This is a genomic window from Halobacillus trueperi (assembly GCF_003386945.1).
GTDB classification, from domain to species: Bacteria; Bacillota; Bacilli; order Bacillales; family Halobacillaceae; genus Halobacillus; species Halobacillus aidingensis.
Window position 1 is genome coordinate 1 of record NZ_QUAE01000021.1, and the last position, 19,947, is coordinate 19,947.

The 19,947-nt window shown below is 42.3% G+C and carries 16 protein-coding genes, 16 tRNA genes, 2 rRNA genes, 1 pseudogene and 1 riboswitch; of the genes and pseudogenes, 33 read left to right on the plus strand and 2 right to left on the minus strand.

Features of this window, described 5'->3' with window-relative positions; all coding sequences use genetic code 11:
* From DYE48_RS17415 to DYE48_RS17525, 22 genes and pseudogenes are all read left to right on the plus strand, one after another.
* Window positions 1-122: ribosomal RNA gene (locus tag DYE48_RS17415) — 23S ribosomal RNA — on the plus strand; the annotation flags it as partial.
* 159 nt (window positions 123-281) lie between these two features.
* Window positions 282-395: ribosomal RNA gene (gene rrf / locus DYE48_RS17420) — 5S ribosomal RNA — on the plus strand.
* Window positions 396-406: 11 nt separating this feature from the next.
* Window positions 407-481, plus strand: a tRNA-Asn gene (locus tag DYE48_RS17425).
* A gap of 3 nt (window positions 482-484) precedes the next feature.
* A tRNA-Ser gene (locus DYE48_RS17430) sits at window positions 485-577 on the plus strand.
* Window positions 578-586: 9 nt separating this feature from the next.
* A tRNA-Glu gene (locus tag DYE48_RS17435) sits at window positions 587-661 on the plus strand.
* Window positions 662-667: 6 nt separating this feature from the next.
* Window positions 668-743 (plus strand) — tRNA-Val (locus DYE48_RS17440).
* A gap of 44 nt (window positions 744-787) precedes the next feature.
* A tRNA-Met gene (locus tag DYE48_RS17445) sits at window positions 788-864 on the plus strand.
* A gap of 75 nt (window positions 865-939) precedes the next feature.
* Window positions 940-1,016: transfer RNA gene (locus DYE48_RS17450), tRNA-Asp, on the plus strand.
* A 25-nt stretch (window positions 1,017-1,041) separates the two neighbouring features.
* Window positions 1,042-1,117: transfer RNA gene (locus tag DYE48_RS17455), tRNA-Phe, on the plus strand.
* A gap of 4 nt (window positions 1,118-1,121) precedes the next feature.
* Window positions 1,122-1,197: transfer RNA gene (locus tag DYE48_RS17460), tRNA-Thr, on the plus strand.
* 19 nt (window positions 1,198-1,216) lie between these two features.
* Window positions 1,217-1,302: transfer RNA gene (locus DYE48_RS17465), tRNA-Tyr, on the plus strand.
* 17 nt (window positions 1,303-1,319) lie between these two features.
* Window positions 1,320-1,390: transfer RNA gene (locus tag DYE48_RS17470), tRNA-Trp, on the plus strand.
* A 13-nt stretch (window positions 1,391-1,403) separates the two neighbouring features.
* Window positions 1,404-1,479 (plus strand) — tRNA-His (locus DYE48_RS17475).
* Window positions 1,480-1,505: 26 nt separating this feature from the next.
* A tRNA-Gln gene (locus DYE48_RS17480) sits at window positions 1,506-1,580 on the plus strand.
* Between the two features lie 8 nt (window positions 1,581-1,588).
* A tRNA-Gly gene (locus DYE48_RS17485) sits at window positions 1,589-1,663 on the plus strand.
* Between the two features lie 58 nt (window positions 1,664-1,721).
* Window positions 1,722-1,795 (plus strand) — tRNA-Cys (locus DYE48_RS17490).
* A gap of 9 nt (window positions 1,796-1,804) precedes the next feature.
* A tRNA-Leu gene (locus DYE48_RS17495) sits at window positions 1,805-1,886 on the plus strand.
* A 109-nt stretch (window positions 1,887-1,995) separates the two neighbouring features.
* Window positions 1,996-2,214 carry a hypothetical protein gene (locus DYE48_RS17500; protein WP_115824720.1) on the plus strand — a complete coding sequence of 73 codons (219 nt, stop codon included), beginning with the start codon at window positions 1,996-1,998 and terminating at the stop codon, window positions 2,212-2,214.
* Window positions 2,215-2,419: 205 nt separating this feature from the next.
* A pseudogene (locus DYE48_RS17505) lies at window positions 2,420-3,622 on the plus strand (ISL3 family transposase).
* Between the two features lie 550 nt (window positions 3,623-4,172).
* Window positions 4,173-4,703: an ImmA/IrrE family metallo-endopeptidase gene (locus tag DYE48_RS17510; RefSeq protein WP_167449544.1), complete on the plus strand. Its 531-nt coding sequence runs from the start codon at window positions 4,173-4,175 to the stop codon at window positions 4,701-4,703.
* A complete protein-coding gene (locus DYE48_RS17515) occupies window positions 4,700-5,158 on the plus strand; it encodes a hypothetical protein (RefSeq protein WP_115824722.1) in 459 nt (152 codons plus the stop codon). The genes DYE48_RS17510 and DYE48_RS17515 overlap by 4 nt, the downstream gene beginning before the upstream one ends.
* An 871-nt stretch (window positions 5,159-6,029) precedes the next feature.
* Window positions 6,030-6,242 carry a hypothetical protein gene (locus tag DYE48_RS17525; RefSeq protein WP_115824724.1) on the plus strand — a complete coding sequence of 71 codons (213 nt, stop codon included), beginning with the start codon at window positions 6,030-6,032 and terminating at the stop codon, window positions 6,240-6,242.
* 55 nt (window positions 6,243-6,297) lie between these two features.
* Here DYE48_RS17525 and DYE48_RS17530 read toward each other — a convergent pair whose 3' ends face one another.
* Window positions 6,298-6,984 (minus strand): hypothetical protein, encoded by a 687-nt coding sequence (locus DYE48_RS17530; protein ID WP_115824725.1) that lies wholly within the window; start codon window positions 6,982-6,984, stop codon window positions 6,298-6,300.
* Between the two features lie 865 nt (window positions 6,985-7,849).
* Between DYE48_RS17530 and DYE48_RS17535 the strand changes: the two genes are divergently transcribed.
* Window positions 7,850-8,278: a DUF559 domain-containing protein gene (locus tag DYE48_RS17535; RefSeq protein WP_167449545.1), complete on the plus strand. Its 429-nt coding sequence runs from the start codon at window positions 7,850-7,852 to the stop codon at window positions 8,276-8,278.
* 43 nt (window positions 8,279-8,321) lie between these two features.
* Here the strand turns inward: DYE48_RS17535 and ade are convergent, their stop codons facing one another.
* A complete protein-coding gene (gene ade, locus DYE48_RS17540) occupies window positions 8,322-10,055 on the minus strand; it encodes an adenine deaminase (RefSeq protein ID WP_115824727.1) in 1,734 nt (577 codons plus the stop codon).
* A 50-nt stretch (window positions 10,056-10,105) separates the two neighbouring features.
* A riboswitch (purine riboswitch) is annotated at window positions 10,106-10,207 on the minus strand.
* Between the two features lie 135 nt (window positions 10,208-10,342).
* Here ade and DYE48_RS17545 point away from each other — a divergent pair.
* The 10 genes from DYE48_RS17545 to trmL all read left to right on the plus strand — a co-directional run bounded on the left by DYE48_RS17545 (window position 10,343) and on the right by trmL (window position 19,906).
* A complete protein-coding gene (locus DYE48_RS17545; RefSeq protein ID WP_115824728.1) occupies window positions 10,343-11,515 on the plus strand; it encodes a TraB/GumN family protein in 1,173 nt (390 codons plus the stop codon).
* Window positions 11,516-11,650: 135 nt separating this feature from the next.
* Window positions 11,651-12,175: a hypothetical protein gene (locus DYE48_RS17550; protein WP_115824729.1), complete on the plus strand. Its 525-nt coding sequence runs from the start codon at window positions 11,651-11,653 to the stop codon at window positions 12,173-12,175.
* 429 nt (window positions 12,176-12,604) lie between these two features.
* Window positions 12,605-13,057 (plus strand): hypothetical protein, encoded by a 453-nt coding sequence (locus DYE48_RS17555; protein ID WP_089654796.1) that lies wholly within the window; start codon window positions 12,605-12,607, stop codon window positions 13,055-13,057.
* A 102-nt stretch (window positions 13,058-13,159) separates the two neighbouring features.
* Window positions 13,160-14,056, plus strand: a complete 897-nt coding sequence (locus DYE48_RS17560) for a DMT family transporter (RefSeq protein ID WP_244199466.1) — start codon at window positions 13,160-13,162, stop codon at window positions 14,054-14,056.
* Between the two features lie 679 nt (window positions 14,057-14,735).
* A tRNA-Gly gene (locus tag DYE48_RS17565) sits at window positions 14,736-14,809 on the plus strand.
* A gap of 131 nt (window positions 14,810-14,940) precedes the next feature.
* On the plus strand, window positions 14,941-16,650 hold the full coding sequence (locus tag DYE48_RS17570) for an ABC-ATPase domain-containing protein (protein WP_115824731.1): 1,710 nt from the start codon (window positions 14,941-14,943) through the stop codon (window positions 16,648-16,650).
* A 17-nt stretch (window positions 16,651-16,667) separates the two neighbouring features.
* Window positions 16,668-17,801, plus strand: coding sequence for a tRNA epoxyqueuosine(34) reductase QueG (queG, locus tag DYE48_RS17575; RefSeq protein ID WP_115824732.1), 1,134 nt, complete (start codon window positions 16,668-16,670; stop codon window positions 17,799-17,801).
* A 72-nt stretch (window positions 17,802-17,873) separates the two neighbouring features.
* Window positions 17,874-18,422, plus strand: coding sequence for a methylated-DNA--[protein]-cysteine S-methyltransferase (locus DYE48_RS17580; RefSeq protein ID WP_089654799.1), 549 nt, complete (start codon window positions 17,874-17,876; stop codon window positions 18,420-18,422).
* 86 nt (window positions 18,423-18,508) lie between these two features.
* Entirely contained in the window at window positions 18,509-19,378 is an 870-nt protein-coding gene (locus tag DYE48_RS17585; RefSeq protein WP_115824733.1) for an amidase domain-containing protein, read from the plus strand.
* Window positions 19,379-19,429: 51 nt separating this feature from the next.
* Window positions 19,430-19,906, plus strand: a complete 477-nt coding sequence (gene trmL, locus DYE48_RS17590; protein WP_089654801.1) for a tRNA (uridine(34)/cytosine(34)/5-carboxymethylaminomethyluridine(34)-2'-O)-methyltransferase TrmL — start codon at window positions 19,430-19,432, stop codon at window positions 19,904-19,906.
* Window positions 19,907-19,947: the final 41 nt, after the last annotated feature.

A 19,947-nucleotide genomic window follows, 5' to 3' on the forward strand; every position in this document is an offset into this window, starting at 1 on the left:
TGAGATTTCCCTTTGCTTTAAGCAAATAAGATCCCTCAGAGACGATGAGGTTGATAGGTCCGAGGTGGAAGCGTGGTGACACGTGGAGCTGACGGATACTAATGGATCGATGACTTATCTATCTGATGAAAATCATTCGTGAAAAGATCGTACTCTTTTAAACAAGATGTTTCCTTATCCAGTTTTGAGGGTTTTCAAAAAAACTTGAAATTAACCCTTGATTTTTTCTCTGAAGGACAATATAATATATCTTGTCCCTGAAAAACAGAGACTCACAGAGATCTGGTGATGAAGGCGAAGAGGTCACACCTGTTCCCATGCCGAACACAGAAGTTAAGCTCTTCAGCGCCGATGGTAGTCGGGTTTACCCCCGTGAGAGTAGGACGTCGCCAGGTTTCAATAATATTCCAACGTAGCTCAGTGGTAGAGCAATCGGCTGTTAACCGATCGGTCGTAGGTTCGAATCCTACCGTTGGAGCCATATGGAGAGTTGTCCGAGTTGGCCGAAGGAGCACGATTGGAATTCGTGTAAACCGTTACCACGGTTTCGAGGGTTCGAATCCCTCACTCTCCGCCATCTAACATTGGCCCGTTGGTCAAGTGGTTAAGACACCGCCCTTTCACGGCGGTAACACGGGTTCGAATCCCGTACGGGTCACCACTTATCGGAGGATTAGCTCAGCTGGGAGAGCACTTGCCTTACAAGCAAGGGGTCGCAGGTTCGAACCCTGCATCCTCCACCATAACGAAAATCAATATCATGAGTTCTTAAAAGAATTCACATTATCGCGGGGTAGAGCAGTCTGGTAGCTCGTCGGGCTCATAACCCGGAGGTCACAGGTTCAAATCCTGTCCCCGCAACCAAATTATTCATTTCACTACGTCGAATGATCATCCTAGTTAAATGAAAATAGTAGTACTAACAAGTACAACCAAATTGGTCCGGTAGTTCAGTTGGTTAGAATGCCTGCCTGTCACGCAGGAGGTCGCGGGTTCGAGTCCCGTCCGGACCGCCACTTTAAATCAGTAAATACATAGTTTGGCTCGGTAGCTCAGTCGGTAGAGCAACGGACTGAAAATCCGTGTGTCGGCGGTTCGATTCCGTCCCGAGCCACCATTTAGCCGGCCTAGCTCAACTGGCAGAGCAACTGATTTGTAATCAGTAGGTTGGGGGTTCAAGTCCTCTGGCCGGCACCATCTGAAAGTTTTTCAGCGTGGAGGGATAGCGAAGTTGGCCAAACGCGGCGGACTGTAAATCCGCTCCCATCGGGTTCGTAGGTTCGAGTCCTACTCCCTCCACCATTTATTTTCAATCAAATAGGGGTATAGTTTAATGGTAAAACTACGGTCTCCAAAACCGTCAATGTGGGTTCGATTCCTACTACCCCTGCTTTTCAATTATGGCGGTTGTGGCGAAGTGGTTAACGCACCGGATTGTGGTTCCGGCATTCGTGGGTTCGATTCCCATCAGCCGCCCCATTATATCGATAAAGAAACATATATATTGGGCCATAGCCAAGCGGTAAGGCAACGGTTTTTGGTACCGTCATGCGCTGGTTCGAATCCAGCTGGCCCAGCCACTTTAATTGCGGGAGTAGTTCAGTGGTAGAACACCACCTTGCCAAGGTGGGGGTCGCGGGTTCGAATCCCGTCTCCCGCTCCAAAAAAATCACATATTCAATCGAACTTGAATATGATACAATCGTAATTGAACGTGATATGGCGGCATAGCCAAGCGGTAAGGCAGAGGACTGCAACTCCTTTATCACCGGTTCGATTCCGGTTGCCGCCTCCATAGACACATGCCGGTGTGGCGGAATTGGCAGACGCGCACGACTCAAAATCGTGTTCCTCACGGAGTGCCGGTTCGACCCCGGCCACCGGTACTAATGAAATGGTTAAGAGACGTCCTTCGGGGCGTCTTTTTTCGTATATAAAATGGATCGTGCGTAGTGTTTGCCCCCTTGCGAATTAATTTCGAAGGGAAATGATTACATGCGCAAACTAACGCAAGATCAATTTATAGAGGAATTCGTTATTCACGGACTAGAGGAAAAGTATGCGAAACTAACCGAGCGACTTTTTAATTTCATGAGCGAAGAGGATGGGGCAGACTTTATCGATCTGTATTTCGTTGAAGGCGTCGGCCATATCGGTTCATCCGAAGACGGCGAATATATTTACGTTACGGAACGGGGAAACGGTCATGACTAGGCGAAGGAATGCGAAGATAGATACGTCATCGAGAATGGAATCGAATAAGTAAACGAAAACGACCGTCCCCGGATTTCGAGGGGGGTCGCTTTTTTTTGGCTCTACAATATTTGTTAGGGTCTTAGAAAATTCGGCATAAAAAATGCACACAAGCTCCTTGTCTACTACACTTGAATTGTCGAGAAACAAGCAAGCAAGGAGTTGTATGCACATGCATTTTAACATGATATTACCAGGATTAGAAGACGTTAAGGTAACTCAAATGGAAGAAAGAGCTGGTGTGTTAGATTCCGAAACACGTACACACATGTCCTCAATGCAGAGAAACGACCTCTAATGTCCATGATTACCGTATTCAAAAGGTTCAGCACCTCAAATTATTTGAACGCTCCACCTATCTTTACTATAGGCAACGCCGCTATGCCTGTGTATGTGGGAAGCAATTTGCGGAGTCTAATCCCATTGTCGAGCGTTATCAGTGACACACGAAAGAGTGGAACCAAGCGCTGGGGCTTCGAGTGATCCAGGGCATGAATTTCAAAGATACAACTGCCCAGTTCCGCACATCCCAAACCACCGCCATGCGTCGCTTTGATAAGGTTTCAGCGCCGATGTTGAAGAAGTTGGATAAGTTACCTGAAGTGATTGCGATCGATAAATACAAAGGTGATACGAAAGCCGGTAAATATCAAGTCATTATAGGAGACGGGTACACAGGTGAACCGTTGGACATCTTGCCGGATCGGTCCGTAAAAACGGTCAAACAATACCTTCAATCAAAAGGGCAAAACGTCCAAATTGTGATTATGGAAATGAGTCATTCCTTTAAATCAGCTGTTCAAAAAGCACTGGGAGATCCGATAATTGTCGCCGATCTCTTTCACTTTTGTCGATACATTTATTGGGCTTTAGAAAAAGTGCGCCGCAGAGTACAGAAGGAATTTCATGAGTACGATCGCAAAAAGTGTAAACGTATGAAGCATATCTTTTATAAATCGTATGACCGCTTAAGTCAAAAGCAGCATTGGCATTTGGAAAGGTATTTAGGTATGTCAGAGTATTTACGTACCGCTTATGGAAAGCATTCCGAAGCTGGTTTGAGGCAGCGAAACGAAACGGAACAACAGCGATTCACGAAGTAAAAGCATCGCTATATAGGTATTACGAACAAGTGAAAGCCAGTGGTTTAATAGAGTTCAATCAGGCCGTTCAGACCCTGAAGAATTGGCAAGTTGAAGTGCTGAATAGCTTTTCCTTCAATTACAGCAATGGTTTTATTGAGGGGTTGAACAATCAAACTTAAGTCATTAAACGGATTGCGTTTGGATTTAGAAGATATGATCGCCTTCGATTTAAGGTATTACTGCATCATCAATTCAAAGAATTAAAAGACTTTCAAGTAGGATAAGGAGTGGGAACAGGCTTCCCACCCCAACAATTGACGTAGAACCTTTTTTTATCCATTATCGTTATGAGGTTCGACTATTTCGCCCATGAACTTTGAGATTACGTATTCAACGTTTCTGGAATAATATGAGAATACTTTTCGTACAAGTCATGCAACTATCGCCGTAAATAAACTAACAATATAAAGTAATTGTTCCCATTTTAAGACTAAACATATAGCTGCTATTTAGAGGCTTTATCAAGCATTGCATATTTTATAGGAGGGATGGAAAGGATGGAGAGAACGGGAATAGGTAAAATCAAGCTTAGGATAACTTGCAGGAGGGTAAATACTAGTAAGGTTGAGTTAATATTCATGACTTGTTAAAACTTACCTTTAGAGGTAAAATTGTAATACGAATACAATCTTAACCCTATTTACTCTTCTCTAAACAGTAACTCCAGCATATTATTTAGAAATGCAACAAATAGGAGAAGTGAAAGGGTGGTGTATTCATGTGTCCAACATCATTCGTATGGACTTTAATACACTGAGAGGGAGGTTAAAGGGTATGACTACTGGCTTCCAAGAAAAAATAGTAGATATTGAAGAAAAAGCTAATGATATTTTAGAACGCTATCATCCACAGATTATACCTATCGACCCATTAGAAATAGCAAACGCTGAAGGTATTGAAGTGATAAGTGTAGAGTTTACTGAAGAAGAGATTTCGGGTCTTATTGATATTGACGGAATGGAAAAGACGATTTTTGTTAATCACTTCCATCATCCAGTTCGTAAAAGGTTTACTATTGCACACGAGTTAGGGCATTATTTTCTCCATTTACAAGGAATTAGAGACGGAGTGTACGTCGATAATAGTATTAATGAAAGCTTCTTTAGAAAAGAAGTATACGGTGATACTGATAAGCAGAAAGAAAGGGAAGCTAACCAATTTGCAGCTTCTCTGTTAATGCCAAAAAATTGGGTGGAAGCCAAATGGAAAGAAACCTATGATATTGGGGAAATGGCAAAATTGTTTAATGTCTCTTCTTCAGCCATGGGGTATAGATTAATAAATCTGGGAATTATCCAAGCATGAAAGAAAGTTCATCACAAAAAAGACAAGAAACCCAAGAAACTCCTGATACCCAAGGTAGGCAAGAAAAACAGTTACCCATTAAGCGTAAAATAAGTAATGTTACAAAAGATCAGTTGGAGACATATAAGGTTATACATGAGACGAACTTAAAGAAACAAAAAACAGATACTGTACTAGAAGTTTGGAGGAACCAACAAGATTTAGAGAGAAATATGAGAAAGATTTATGCTCGATGGATATTGATTGCGTTAGTGGCTGAGCTTATTGTAGGAAATGGTATTTTCATCCTAGTTGCTTGTGGAGTTTTTACGTTAGAAGAGTGGGTAGTAAATGTTTTTTTCACTGGGATGTACGCTCAAATAATATCTATTACAGTTATAGTGGTAAGAAATTTATTTCCTAATTCGAAAGAGAATAATATTATAGAATTAAATCAAGTTATTAAAGATATATGAGCCTTTTCTCTACAAATGGTTCATATATCTTTTTGTTTAATAATTAAATTAGGGGAAAATATCGGCAGTGTGTACCATGAAAGACTATCAAACGCATAAAAAAAATTCCTCGACTTTGCAGGAGCGGGGCGTTATTAAATCGTTTCAACGTTAAAGTTGCCTGACGCCGACCTTCTTATCGACGTCAGCGACCGCCATTCCCCCGAACCTCCGAACACCTACGTACAATCCAACATCCATACTCTCCCCAAAAATGACCTCAAAAGATTTCTCCTCGTACAAATGAAAAAATTCAAGAGGGTATTAACGATGATTGAAGTGAGTATTCGAAGTGGGGTTTTTAGAGGAGAAGCGTTTTGATGATGCGCTCTTTCAATTCTTACGTGTGTTTATCTCGGAGACTAGCGGTGTTTTGTATGGAAATCGAGTATCGCTCGTAAGAAACTTGCTTATCAAAGGCTTCCCATCATACAAGTACGTCCAACGCCTCGTTTTACGCTTGGATATGGGTGAAGAGGAGTTTCGAGATATGTTCGTTTACTCATGGGGTAAAACTCGAGGTGAGTTACCGAATCACTACCTAAGAGCTAACAAGTGCTACCAATGTTTCTTTCTCGCATCTCAAAAGAAAGAAGACGATCTCGAAGCGTTGTACAATAACGCATACCAACGTTTGCAAGAAGAATACGATGATGAAACGCTCTGTGAGGTACACCGCATTTATCCCCCATATGACCATGCGGAGAGGTTCGGTCCAACTTGAAACTAGAACGGTGGGGCAGCTTGGCCTCGTTTTTTCTTTGCGATAAAGGAGGAAGCTCACGGGAAGTGTCGAATAATACCTCGATAACATTTCGAAGGAGTATAACGAATGACCAAAGCTACTGAAATAGAGCTTTTCGAAATCATCTCGACACTAAAACTACCAGACGGCGACAGATTAATCGACGTCAGCGACTTTGAAGATGAAGACCCTCCGACTACCTTCGTACAATCCAACTTTTCAACCCTCCCGAAAGGAGAACTCCGAACTTTCCTACTCTCGAAAATGAAGCAAATCAAAGCGGGGGACTACGATGATTAACTTCAGTACTACCACGAAAATCATCAACTTTAAATAATCGTTGAAAGGGCGGGGCTTAACGGTTACCGTCTTTTTTGCGTCGAAATGCTTTAGAAATGAAATATCTTAGAGTGCCGGTATTTTTTTCATTCCATTTGTTATCTAGCAATTTACTTTCGGCAATTGATTGTTCATCCATTGCGATAAGTTCATTTTGAAACTTTTTAACATTGTTATAAAGACCCTCCGTAATTTCTATAAATTTCTGTTTTTCTGATTCACTTATTATGTAATCCTCTTCAAAGTTTACTTTCATGAACGAAGCAATAAAATCATTCATCACACTGTCTATACCGCTAATTCTCATGTACAAGGTAGGAGGTACACTTACGTAATCAAATCTGCGTAAATCATCTTGTTTGGATTCAAGTTGAACAGCTAGGTCTTTTAATAAGTTTTCAATGTGTTTTGTATCATTAGTAACCTTAATTTTTTCTATAAACTTTTCAAGATAGGTAATTTCTCTGCTAAGTATATAAGAAATGGCAGTAAATAATTTGATGAAGTTATCTAACTCCCTTTTTCTTTCCATATCCCTAGAGAATACTAACTGTTTCTTTACAGAGCTCAAAGTTACTAATCCTGCGATTAAGGTGCCAAGAAATGCACCACCGATGGCACCGAAAAACTGTAACCAATCTACAATACTAATGCAATCTAAACCTTCACAACTGTTTACTATTTCTACATTGAGTTTATCCAAGACAATTCCCTCTCTTTAAACTATCTATTTAAAGTAATAGTACCATGTAATCAAATGCAGAGAGAAGTCATACAGCGAAGTAACTTTCGGTTCCACGGGGAAATAGTCTGACTCACTTCAACAGAGAGCGATTCTCGAAAATGCCTTGTCTTTCCACGGAACATAACGTAAAATTAATAGTAGGAAAACGGGTTGCACCAATCGTACGCTAATTAACCCGCCAAATGCTCGGATAAATGTACGGTGTGCCCATCGTCGAAGGCTTCGGAGTGCCGGTTCGACCCCGGCCACCGATACTAAAAAATAGTCGAAAAAAGACGCTGTGATTAAACTCACGGCGTCTTTTTTATGCGTTTAACAAGTAGTTAGACGAATACAAAGTTAATGCCACACGATCTGTTTCCGATAGGGTATCCATTGAGCTTCCCAATGCAGCTGTTTGATGAACTGCCGAAAGATGAATATGGTCTGACTACATTTTAAAACAGTTTCGTCAACCTGAAACCTACTTACTTTTGATAAAAATGGATATCGGGAGCTGGAAGCAGGGACATTTGGAATGGATGACCATATCGAAGAGATTGAAACGCTATCAAACTTTTATAGGATACGCCGTATCGGAGACATGGACCAACATTCTCTAAATAACTATGCAAATGAAGTAACGAGTCAAATAGAAACGAATATATAAAAAGAATCACATTCATCTGAGATAAACAGATGGAAGGTTTGTGGGCTGGATATCTTTTGGATGCTGTAGGTTTTGCAGTCGCTTTATTTCTGTTTGGAATGAAAAGATCATAGAGTGTAAATCGCATGAATAAGAACAGGAGTCATTTGGATAGAATAGTAGTGGGTGATGAATATGAACATAAACATGTTTATCGAGTATGCGGCTTTTATGACTCTTTTGCTCCTTGCCGTTTTGCTGACACTAAGAGTCAGAAATGAGGAGCAGCCAGAGGAAATGGATGCTGATGGAATCAGCTCAAATTTAGTCAGGAGATTATATGAAGGTTTTCTTGCTCATGGTTTACAGCCTACATTGGGTTATCGGGTGGATCAGTACACGATTGATGTCGCTTTTCCAGAATTGAAAATTGCGGTGGAAGCCGTAGAGCATGATTTTCTCATTTCTTCCGATGTGTGGGAACAAGAGTGGGAAAAAGAATCTTATCTTAAAAATCATGGTTGGACAGTCTTGAGGTTCAGCGGTGCAAGAATCGATGAGGACCTTTCCCGGATTGTTGAAAAAGTGAGCAGAGAGATGACGGGTAAGTCCAATTCCAGTTAGAAAAAATAAGAAGCCAGGCTGATGCCCGGCTTCTTATTTTTTGTTAAATCGATACAGATATGTGTTTCGCTTCTTTTGTGCTAAAAAGGCCTTTATCCGTAAGCTTCAGGCTAGGGATGACGGGTAATGTCAGAAACGACAGGGTGAGAAATGGATTAAAGTCATTTGTAAAGCCAAGGGTAGACAGATCTTTGTGAATGTCTACTAATTGATGAGCTACCTCCTCGTACCCTTGATCTGACATCAGTCCAGCGATCGGAAGGGGCAACGAAGAGAGGGGGCTCCCTTCATGAAATAAGGTCATTCCCCCGCCGATTTCCCCTAAGTGTTGGATAGCTTTGACGAGATCTTCATCGTTTGTGCCTACGGCTACGATATTGTGAGAATCATGGGCAATGGTTGTAGCTATAGCTCCTCTTTGAAGCCCCATCCCTTTTACAATCCCAAGTCCAATGTTCCCCGTTTGGTGGTGTCTCTCTACGACGACCAACTTTAATTGGTCTTTGTTTACAGAAGGTTGAAAGGAGCCTGATTCCAGCTCAACCTCTTCAATAAGGTGGTCCGTTCTAATTTGATTTTTGTTTATTTTTATGATGTTTCCTTTTTGAGAATCCTTTATAGGTATACGCAATTGTGATTTTGAAAGGTTTGGAATATGAACACTGTTTGTGATTTTTTGAGAACTTGAAGACGAAGGTTGTAGATCCTTTACTAATGTTCCATGGGAAGCCACTTTCTTTCCTTTCTTAAACACTTGTGTCACTTCCAGTGCGTGTAAGTCTTTAAAAAATAGGAAGTCGGCCATGTAGCCTGGCGCAATCGCTCCCTTATCATGAAGTCCATAACACTCGGCCGCATTTAATGTGGCCATTTGGATAGCGGTGATGGGGTCCAAGCCCTGGGCTGTAGCTAAACGGATGTGATGATCGATGCTCCCTTCATTTAAAAGGTCATCGATATGTTTATCATCTGTACAGAAAAGACAACGTCTGGCGTTCCTTTCGTTCACTACAGGCAAAAGGGCTTGCAGGTCTTTGGCAGCGGAACCTTCACGGATACTCACATACATGCCTCGCTGAAGGCGTGCGAGGGCTTCTTCTGCAGTATTACATTCATGATCGGTTTGAACCCCTGCACTCGAATATAGATTGACCGCATCTTCATTCAAACCAGCAAGGTGTCCGTCGACATAACCACCCGCTTCTATCGTTTGTGCGATTTTTTCCAATAACCGCGGATCAGCGTTTCGGAGTGATGAATAATCCATCACTTCTCCGAGTCCCCGGACTTGTGAGTCACTAAGAAAAGGTTGAAGGTCAGGTGCGTGTAATTCTGCCCCTGACGTTTCAAAAGGGGTGGCGGGAACACTGGAAGGGAGCATAAAATGAAAGTCCATAGGAAGATCCTTAGCGTCATCGAGCATAAACTGGATGCCATTTGTCCCAAGGACGTTTCCGATTTCATGAGGGTCGGTAATAACCGTAGTCACACCGTGGGGGATGACGACTTTAGCGAACTCCGAAGGCGGGACCATGGATGATTCAATGTGTACATGAGAATCAATGAAAGAAGGTGCCACGTACTGTCCTTGAGCATCGATCACTTCTTTTCCTTCGTACTCTCCTAAACCTGCAAAGAACCCATCGACAATCGCGACATCCTTATGAATGATTTCCCCATTAAAGACATCAACGATTTGCGCATTTTTAATGACTAGGTCTGCTGGACATTCTTTATTTGCTACCTTTATCTTTTTTGTTAGTGTTTCAATATTCATTCGTGTTCCTCCTCTTTTTAAAGCCTTTGCGTGTGCAGAAAACAAGAGAAGGATTCGTTAATCCCTCTCGTAGTCAAACCATTTACGGTGGTTCGGTAGAGACATTTGGACCTTATTTCCAAATTTATACGCAAGGTTGAATGGTTGATATAATTATAGGAGATTCTATCCTTCCTACAGGTCGTTGTCAATGCCATGTTTTTATTCGAAAGCATTCTCATTTGGGCTCATCTAGTTTAATATTAGAGGGGAGAGAAAATAACGGTTAGCAAAAAAGGAAGGTTCAGATGTCTGCATTGGAAGATAACATTACGAGAATTCACATAGATGATAAGGAATACGTTCTTGTGGGCACCGCTCACGTTTCAAAGGCAAGTGCTGAACAAGTTAAAAGTGTCATTGAAGAAGAGCAACCGGATTCGGTTTGTGTCGAACTTGATGAGCAAAGGTTTCAGTCCATCCAAGATGGTGATCGTTGGAAGAACACAGATATATTTGAAGTGATTAAGAACAAAAAAGCAACCTTATTGCTTGTGAACTTAGCCATTTCCTCTTTTCAGCGACGGATGGCGAAGCAGTTTGGTATTCAAGCGGGTCAGGAAATGATTCAGGGGATTGAGTCAGCTGAAGAAATCGGAGCAGAGCTTGTGTTAGCTGACCGAAATATCCAGATCACTTTTTCAAGGATATGGGGAAACATCGGCCTTGGAGGGAAGATGAAGCTGTTATTGTCCATCTTTTATGGCATCTTCAGTAACGACAAAATCTCTGAAGAAGAGTTGGAAAAGATGAAGTCCCAGGATATGCTTGACGGGATGCTTCAAGATTTGACGGATAACTTTCCAAAATTGAAGAAACCACTCATTGATGAACGGGACCAGTACCTTGCACAGAAAATTAAAGATGCCCCAGGAGAAAAAGTAGTCGCTATTCTTGGAGCCGCCCATGTACCCGGAATCAAGGAAGAAATCCATAAAGAACATGATCTGAAAAAGCTGAAACAGCGGCCGCCCAAATCGAAGGTACCGAAAATCATCGGGTGGAGTATTCCAGTGTTGATTGTATCCATCATTCTCTACACCTTTTTTTCAAATCCGGCAGCGGGCACACAACAAACCATCAGCTGGGTGCTTTGGAATGGGTCCTTCTCTGCGCTGGGAGCAGCTGCAGCTCTTGCCCATCCGTTAGCCATTGTGTCAGCATTCATCATGGCTCCGATCACTTCATTGAATCCATTGATTGCGGCAGGGTGGTTTGCAGGGATTGTCCAAGCCTACTTCCGGCGTCCCAATGTAGCAGATTTTGAAACATTGTCTGATGACGTGACAAGTGTCAAAGGATTCTGGAACAATAAAGTGACTCGTATCCTTCTTGTCGTTGTTCTTGCGAATATCGGAAGTTCGTTAGGGACATTTATAGGCGGTGCGGATGTCATTCGATTATTTTTAGAAAACTTATAGATTGATCCAAAGGAGAAGCTTCCATACAGCTTCTCTTTTTTCATTTACTGTTATTTCATGGAATGTTACAATTACGTTACAATGAAATGTCGGAAAATATAAAATTATAAAAAACTGATGAGAAAGGGATGGAAAATGAGTAAGTTTGTAAAAGGAACTTCCATTCTCGGTGTATTGGCACTAGGGTTTGGAGTGTGGCAGATAACGGAAGTCGATCAGCAGGAAAATGTGAATGTTCAAGCCCTGCCAAGTGATGATCAGCAATCCTACCAAACGGTGATTATTGATAAAGCAGAGACGGAAGAAATGGAAGTGGTAGTGAAAGAAGAGCTTGTGGATACCAGAACACTCCGGTCCATTCAGGAAAGTGTGGATGAGAATGATGAAATGAAACAGTTGATCGATGGTCTTGGACGGGGAGTAGAGGTGGACTTGGGGGAACATCATGTAGATACAGATGAGGAATGGAAGGAATTAGAGGAAGACACGAAAGAAAAGCAAGTAATGATTAAAAAGCTGATGCAGATGACCAGTCATGAAGATTTAAAGCAATTAGCCTCCATTGCTCTCAAAAAACTAGAGCGAACCATTCAAAATCGTCAGTTCACCTATTACAAAGAAGCGGTTGAGTCCTTTAAGGTTCTTTCTGAGCGGCTGTAAAATTAAATGAGAAGGTTGTCGGCCAATTTTACATAGAATGAGAAGTCAGTGTTCTTTTATTTGTATTCGTTTTTATTTTGCCGATTAAAAGTGCCCGTACCATAGAAGATAGGGCTTGTGTATTTCCCTAAATCACAAAAGTTTTGAAATAAGGAGGATGGAGGTGGGGGAGATCAAAAACAACGAAGTTATTCCTTTTCAAGGTCAATCCTTTATCAATGTCTGTCCTCCTTCACTAATGGGCTTCCATTATAGGACACCTCTATCTATACACATAAAAAAGGGAAGTTTGTCGAATGAATCAGACATTCGGAACCCCGCCCCCTTTTCTTTGTGGTAAAATTTGTTTATTTTACTCGTTTCACGTTTTCACTTACAAGGTAAGGGGGATGAGTAGTATGAACAAATTCTTAAGGAGGTTACAAATACATGTCCATCCATTTAAAAGAAAGATTGGGTACGGAAGAGTTAAGTCATTTGAAGACCGCGGCAATTCTTGAATTTACGGAGGAGTTATTCGAATCAGACCAATACCGTTTGTTAGAAGTCATCGACTCTGATCAACAACAATTGTTTATTGTGAATCGTAACGACCGGACGTTAACGGTGCTCAGCCTTTCCCAGGACATGGCCTTGAAAAAAGAAACCTTGTTTACAGATCGTATTATTTCTATGAAGGAATACTTCGAAGACTACAGTTTGTCAGAAAACACCCCTCCGCGTAAGATTGAAATCACCTTTATGGAGGGACGCACCTTATTGATAGAGCCTGAAAGCTCTAAAAAACAAAACAAAGATTACCAACGGGATGATGTTGGAAGGCAAGTCGAGGAAGACTTTGAACATTTAATCGCTGCATTGAAGAGTACGGTTATCTTATAGATGTAAAAAATTGAAAGAAGATAATACACCGGGGGATGAGCTCTTCCCCGGTGTATTATGTGTGTATCATTATTCTTAGTAGTCAGGGGAAGGGGGAGAAAAGTGTATCCATACATACTGCTTATTTTAGTCGTCATTTTTTATGGGGGGAACATTCTTACTGGTAAAGCACTGAATGACCTCCCACCATTCACGATTGCTTACCTTCGGCTTGTTATAGCTTTTATATTTTTACTTCCTGTAGGATACAAAAGTGCGAGAAAGGCCAAACCTGTCTTTTTTAAATATTATAAGCCGTTGTTAGTCATGACTGTGACTGGCGTGGCTTTTTTTAATACGTTCATTTATGCTTCATTACAATTTACCACCGCCACAAATGTATCTGTTCTCGAAACTCTCATCCCGGTGTTGACCGTGGTATTAAGCTGGGCGATTTTGAAAGAACATTTAAGCGCCTTACAAGTGGTGGGCATAGCTTTATCGCTTTTGGGAGCTCTAGGGGTTGTGATGAATGGAAACCTATTCAATTTAGCTGACTTAGGATGGAACATCGGTGATGGGATTATGGTCGGTGCTATTATTTGTTGGGCTGTGTACTCACTTGTCGTTAAGCAAGTGATGTCTATGTTTCCACCATTAGGGACGATTCTAGTCATGACAGGTTTGTCTTTAGTCATCCTATTCCCTTTTATAACGGTTGAATGGCTGGTTTATGGAATCCCATCTATATGGAACCTTTCCAATATTTTCGGCTTCCTTTATCTCGGTATCTTTCCTTCTTTCATTGCCTTATTGTTTTATAATACAGCTGTCGAACGTTTAGGGGCTTCTAAAGCTTCTGTATTTCTTAACCTTCTCCCTGTAGTGACAATGACCGGGGCCTATTTCTGGTTAGGAGAGAAGGTAAGCGTCGCACAAGTGACTGGAGCGCTCCTTGTTATCCTTGGAGTGGTGATGACCACCCAGCCGAAAGTCTTAAAAAGAAAAATCTCAGAATAATAAAAAGAAAATGAGGCATGGTAAGGGAAAGCGTCTTTTTACTTGCAAAATTGAAACTAGTAAACCCTCTAAAGCGCTGCCATTTTCATAGTAACGATGTTTAGCGGATGCAGTTAAATAGTTGTTGGGGGTGACACTTATGGATTCCACCACACTGATTGATCTCTTTAAACTGTTTATCGACTCCATTCACTTCATTGCCTTTCTCGTTTTCTCCATGATTTATGTTTATCAGTCCAAGAAAAGTTGATATCACCAATTAAGTTTTCTACAGTTCTTTTCGTTTATGAACCTTCAGCTATACGGCAGGATTGTGGGAGATTCGGTTTCGAGATGTTTTTGTGAGCGGATGATGGTTGGGAAAACAAGTCGCTTTTCATTGGGGAGAGGCGGGGGATGGTGTGACTCCTTGCCCGATCCACCTTACAGAATGTCTTGAAACTGAGTCTTCAATAATGTGTCGTTTAGGAAGAGGGGGTTTTTGGTATACTATGTGAAAGCGTAATTATGAAACTATTAAAGTAAAGAAGAAGTTAATTTTCGACAAAAAATCGCAAATTTCATGTTGCGTCGCTAGATTTCGAATGTTATGATTACAAATATAAACGATAAGGGTTGTTCGAACAACTGGGGCATCGATTGAATATCTACAAAACAAGAATAATGAATTATTAATTACGCGGGTGTAGTTTAATGGTAAAACCTCAGCCTTCCAAGCTGATGACGAGGGTTCGATTCCCTTCACCCGCTCCAATGCTATTATTTTATACTTATGTGAACCAACGCAGTGTTTCGTTAAATGGGTAACGAAGCATTGCGTTTTTTATTGATGAAATTTGGATAAACCCTATAATAGACCTATTCGTTCAAGGGAGGAATCCATGATGAAAAAATTGCAGCAACATTTAAAACAAATCGATGGAAAAAGCTATAAAGCTTATAAACAAATTCAAGGGACGTATTCATTCGAGAGATATGATTTGATGATTGATTATGTCCAGGGAGACCCTTTTGCGTCTCCTTCTAAAATCCGCATTCGTATCCCGGAATCTGAGCGGAGAATCTCTCCTGAGTGGAAACAAGATGCTCGAAGGAAGTATTATGCAGAAGATCAGATAACAAGAGTGGTTGCGAAGACCATTCATAAAACTCAAACAAGTGTAAAAGGTTCAGGAAAAAGTGGAATGATTGCGATTGATCAACCGGGACAGGAAATTCTGGAACGGACGTCCGTTTCTTTGAATGCTGAGGATATGACAGTCTGTCTTACGGTCGGGCTGCCGGCTAATGGTAGGCGGATCAATGGGAAACAAGCGGAAAAGCTTTTCTTTTCCATTCTTCCAGAAATCATGAACCAATCTGTTTTTGCTATAAAAGATAAAACAATCGAATCGGTATGCCAACTCGCGGATCAGCATCAAACGATTCTTGATGAAATGAAAAAGAATGATTGGATTTCTTTTGTTGCCGATGGGGCGATCCTTCCAAGGGAGAGTGGCATTAGTCAAAGACCTATGCGAGATGCTGTACCTTTTGAGAGCCCTGAATCCAATCGGGTGACGATCGATCTTCCTCACAGGGATGAACCGATTACGGGAATGGCTCTGAAGCGGGGAATTGTGTTAATCGTCGGTGGCGGTTATCATGGTAAAAGTACCCTGTTGAATGCCATGGAGCGTGGCGTGTATCCTCATATAGAAGGGGATGGCCGTGAGTATGTGCTGACAGATCCTTCTGCTGTAAAAGTGAGAGCGGAAGATGGACGTCAAGTATCCGCGGTAGACATCTCTCCATTCATTAAAAACCTTCCTCATGGGACAGATACGACAAGGTTTTCAACAGAGAATGCCAGTGGTAGTACGTCACAAGCGGCGAATGTCATAGAAGCCTTGGAAGCAGGGGCATCGAGCTTGCTGATTGATGAAGATACGAGTGCGACAAACTTCATGATCAGGGATGAGCGCATGCAGGAACTCGTTGTGAAAGAGAAAGAACCGATCACCCCGTTCATCGATAAAATTAAACAGATGCGCGATGAATTAGAAGTTTCTACGATTCTTGTTATGGGTGGATCTGGAGACTACTTTCATGTCGCAGATGATGTCATCATGATGGATCAGTATATTCCTCATAATGTCACGGGAAAAGCGAAGCAAATTGCGAGTAAGTATCCAAATGGCCGGATGGAATCGGATGATGATTCCTTCGGAGCTGTCCCGAAACGTTCCTTTTTACCTCAAAGCTTGCAGACACGTAGAGGGAAGAAAGAAAAAGTCCAGGCCAAAGGAATGCATAAGATTTTGATGGGCCGTGAAGACATCGCGTTAGATCATGTGGAACAGCTCGTCGATGCATCACAGACAAGGATGATTGCTGATTTACTGCTTCATATAGATAAAAAAGGCGTACTGAAGCGTGGAAATTCTCTTCATGAACTACTTGATATGATTGAACATCAATTGGATCAAGAAGGTCTCGCTTCATTTGCCCCATTCAAAGACCAGCACCCAGGTGAGCTGGCTAGACCGAGACGTTTTGAAATTGCAGCGACGCTGAACCGGATCCGGACAGCGAAAGTGAAAGATATAAGATAGAAAGGAGGTGTGTCAGGGTGGATTTTCATCAATTTAAAGAGGAAGTTATTGCCTACAGTAAAGAAATCGGCATTGACAAAATTGGATTTGCTTCCGCCGACGTTTTCGGTGAATTGAAAGCGCGACTGAAACGGCAGCAGGAACTTGGCTATCAGTCCGGCTTTGAAAAAGGGTCTGTTCAAGAGCGGACAGAACCTGGCCGATTGCTTCCCGGTGCTCAATCCATTATTTCCATCGCCCTGGCTTACCCCTCGAAAATGCATGATGCTCCTAAAAGTAAAAAAGGGGACCGGCGGGGAATTTTCTGCCGGGCTTCCTGGGGACAGGATTATCATGATGTTGTTCGTGATCGCCTCAACCGTTTGGGAGCATTTTTACAGAAAAAGTTTCCGGATGTGGAATTGAAATCGATGGTCGACACGGGGGAGCTCTCTGACCGTGCCGTAGCAGAACGAGCGGGCATTGGTTTTAGTGGAAAAAATTGTGCCGTGATCACTCCTGAATTTGGTTCATATGTATATCTTGGGGAGCTGGTTACGAACATTCCATTTGCTCCGGATGAACCGGTCGATGACAGTTGCGGGGACTGTAACATCTGTGTCGATGCGTGCCCGACGGATGCCCTCGTTCAGGGGGGACAGTTGAATGCCAATCGTTGTATCGCATTTTTAACCCAGACGAAGGATTTTTTGCCGGATGAATTCCGGACGAAAATCGGGAACCGTCTTTATGGCTGTGATACGTGCCAGACTGTCTGTCCAAAAAACCGGAAGAAGGATTTTCATAATCATGAAGAGTTCGAACCAGATCCGGAAATCGTCAAGCCGAAATTGACCCCATTGCTATCCATTTCAAACCGGCAATTCAAAGAGAAATTCGGTTTCATTTCAGGTTCATGGCGTGGAAAAAAACCAATCCAACGAAACGCTATTCTTGCTCTTGCGCATTACCGTGATGAGACGGCTATTGATGAGTTGATTCGTTTGATGAAGGAAGACCCGCGTCCTGTCATTCGTGGAACGGCTGCATGGGGGCTTGGAAAGATCGGAAAACCTGAATGCTTTGCAGCCATCGAGGAAGCAATGGGAAGAGAAGAGAATGAACAAGTGCTTTACGAAATGGAAAAGGGCGTCCAATTTCAAGAACAGTAACCAAATGTACCTTTTCAATATAAGAAAGCTCTTGTATAATAGAAAAAACTGTAAAAGAAGAAGGGGTTGAATATGAACCATCAATCGTTCTTATACTATGACACTTTCGAAACTCCTTTGGGCCCAATGACTGTACTAGCGAATGATGAAGGCGTCTGCCGAATCGACTATGGTCATTATGAAGACCGGCTCGCTACCTATCAATCTTGGAAAAAGAAGCATTTTCTCAAAGGTGAACTGGTGTATGACCCCGAACACAAATATGTAGCACAAACGAAACAAGAACTCTCCGACTACTTTGAAGGACATCGGAACGAATTTCACGTGCCTTTAAACTGCTACGGCACTGATTTTCAACGACAAGTATGGAGAACGCTTCTCCATCATGTCCCATACGGGGAGACCAGGTCCTATAAGGACATCGCCTCTTCCATGCATGCTCCGAAAGCGATCAGAGCTGTAGGGGGAGCGGTGAACCAAAACCCCTTTTCCATCATTGTCCCTTGTCACCGGATTATCGGAAGTAACGGCAAGTTGGTCGGTTATGCCGGCGGTTTAGATAAAAAACAAAAACTATTGGAATTTGAAAAAGAACATCAAACGATCAAACAAAACCAATAAAGCAGGCTCCATCAAATGGAGGCTGCTTTTTTTGCTGTTCATGTCCTTCTTTGCATTTCATAAGATGTTAATAGGAGGGGAGAGGCATGAGCCATACATATCAACTGCAAGTGTACTGGGAAAGAGTCATGGATCGATTGTTCGATCAGGAAGATCATCATTGGTTAAGAAAAAAAGTAGACGGCATTGAAGAACGGGGGCAACGACTACAGCGCCTGACTTTTAACATACATCCTTATCATCGCGTCGCCTATGAAAATCAAACGCACATCCAGTATCTTTTGACTTTATCACTTCTTATTAAATCTGGGCGATATGACTTCTTGGAAGAAGGTCATTATCATGGCGATGCGCGGTTCATCGGGGAAGAGTTATTCGACCACAAAGTGATGACAGAGATGTTTGAAGGGAAACAGATTTCCAAGCCTTTGCCTATGGATTTTACGGCGGATCAAGATCGAGAACTCTCACGATCCACTTACAACCGCAGGGAAGCTGTTCGCTATGCTGACCGTTGGTGGGACAGCTACAATCCAGCATATAAAAGCTTTGATGTGGATTGTACGAATTATGTGTCCCAGTGCATACGAGCAGGTGGAGCGACCACCTGGGGGGCGCCTAACCGCACGAGAGGCTGGTGGTATGGAAGCGGAACCTGGAGCTATAGCTGGACGGTCGCACATGCGCTGCGGTGGTATTTGGGAGGAGCGAGAAAAGGACTCACAGCAACAGAAGTTTCCTCTGCCGAACAACTTTCACCAGGTGACATCATTTGCTATGATTTTCAGGGGGATGGAAGGTTTGATCACAACACCTTCGTTGTCAAAAAAGATGCCAATGGCATGCCACTTGTGAATGCCCATACCTCCAACAGCCGTCACCGCTACTGGGCGTATGAAGACTCAACGGCCTACACCCCTGATATTCAGTATAAATTTTATAAAATCGATGGCTGAAGAGTATGCTATAATAGTCTAGTTGACTAAGATTAGACTGAGGTGAAACGCATGCCTAACCATATTGTACTCTTTCAACCGGAAATCCCAGCAAACACCGGAAATATCGCCCGTACATGTCTTGCTACCAATTCTGAACTGCATCTGATTCGTCCCTTAGGCTTTTCGACAGACGATAAGATGGTCCGCCGTGCAGGGCTGGACTATTGGCATAAAGTTCGTGTGAATTACTATGACTCGATTCAGGAACTCTACGAGGCATTTCCAGATGGCGAATTTTACTATATTGAAAATTTCGGCACGAAATCCTATGTAGATTTTGACTTTAGTGATGTTGAGCAGGATTTGTTGTTCATTTTCGGCCGTGAAAGTGACGGGATTCCAAAGGGCTTATTAGAAGGGTTGGAGGACCGTTGTTTGAGAATACCGATGACCGATCAAGTAAGGTCACTGAACCTGTCAAATACAGCCTCTATCATTCTTTTTGAGGCTTTGAGGCAACAAGGGCATCCGAATTTAATCAAATGAAGCAGAAAGGCGACCGGGAGTGGTCGTCTTTTTTGTCTTTT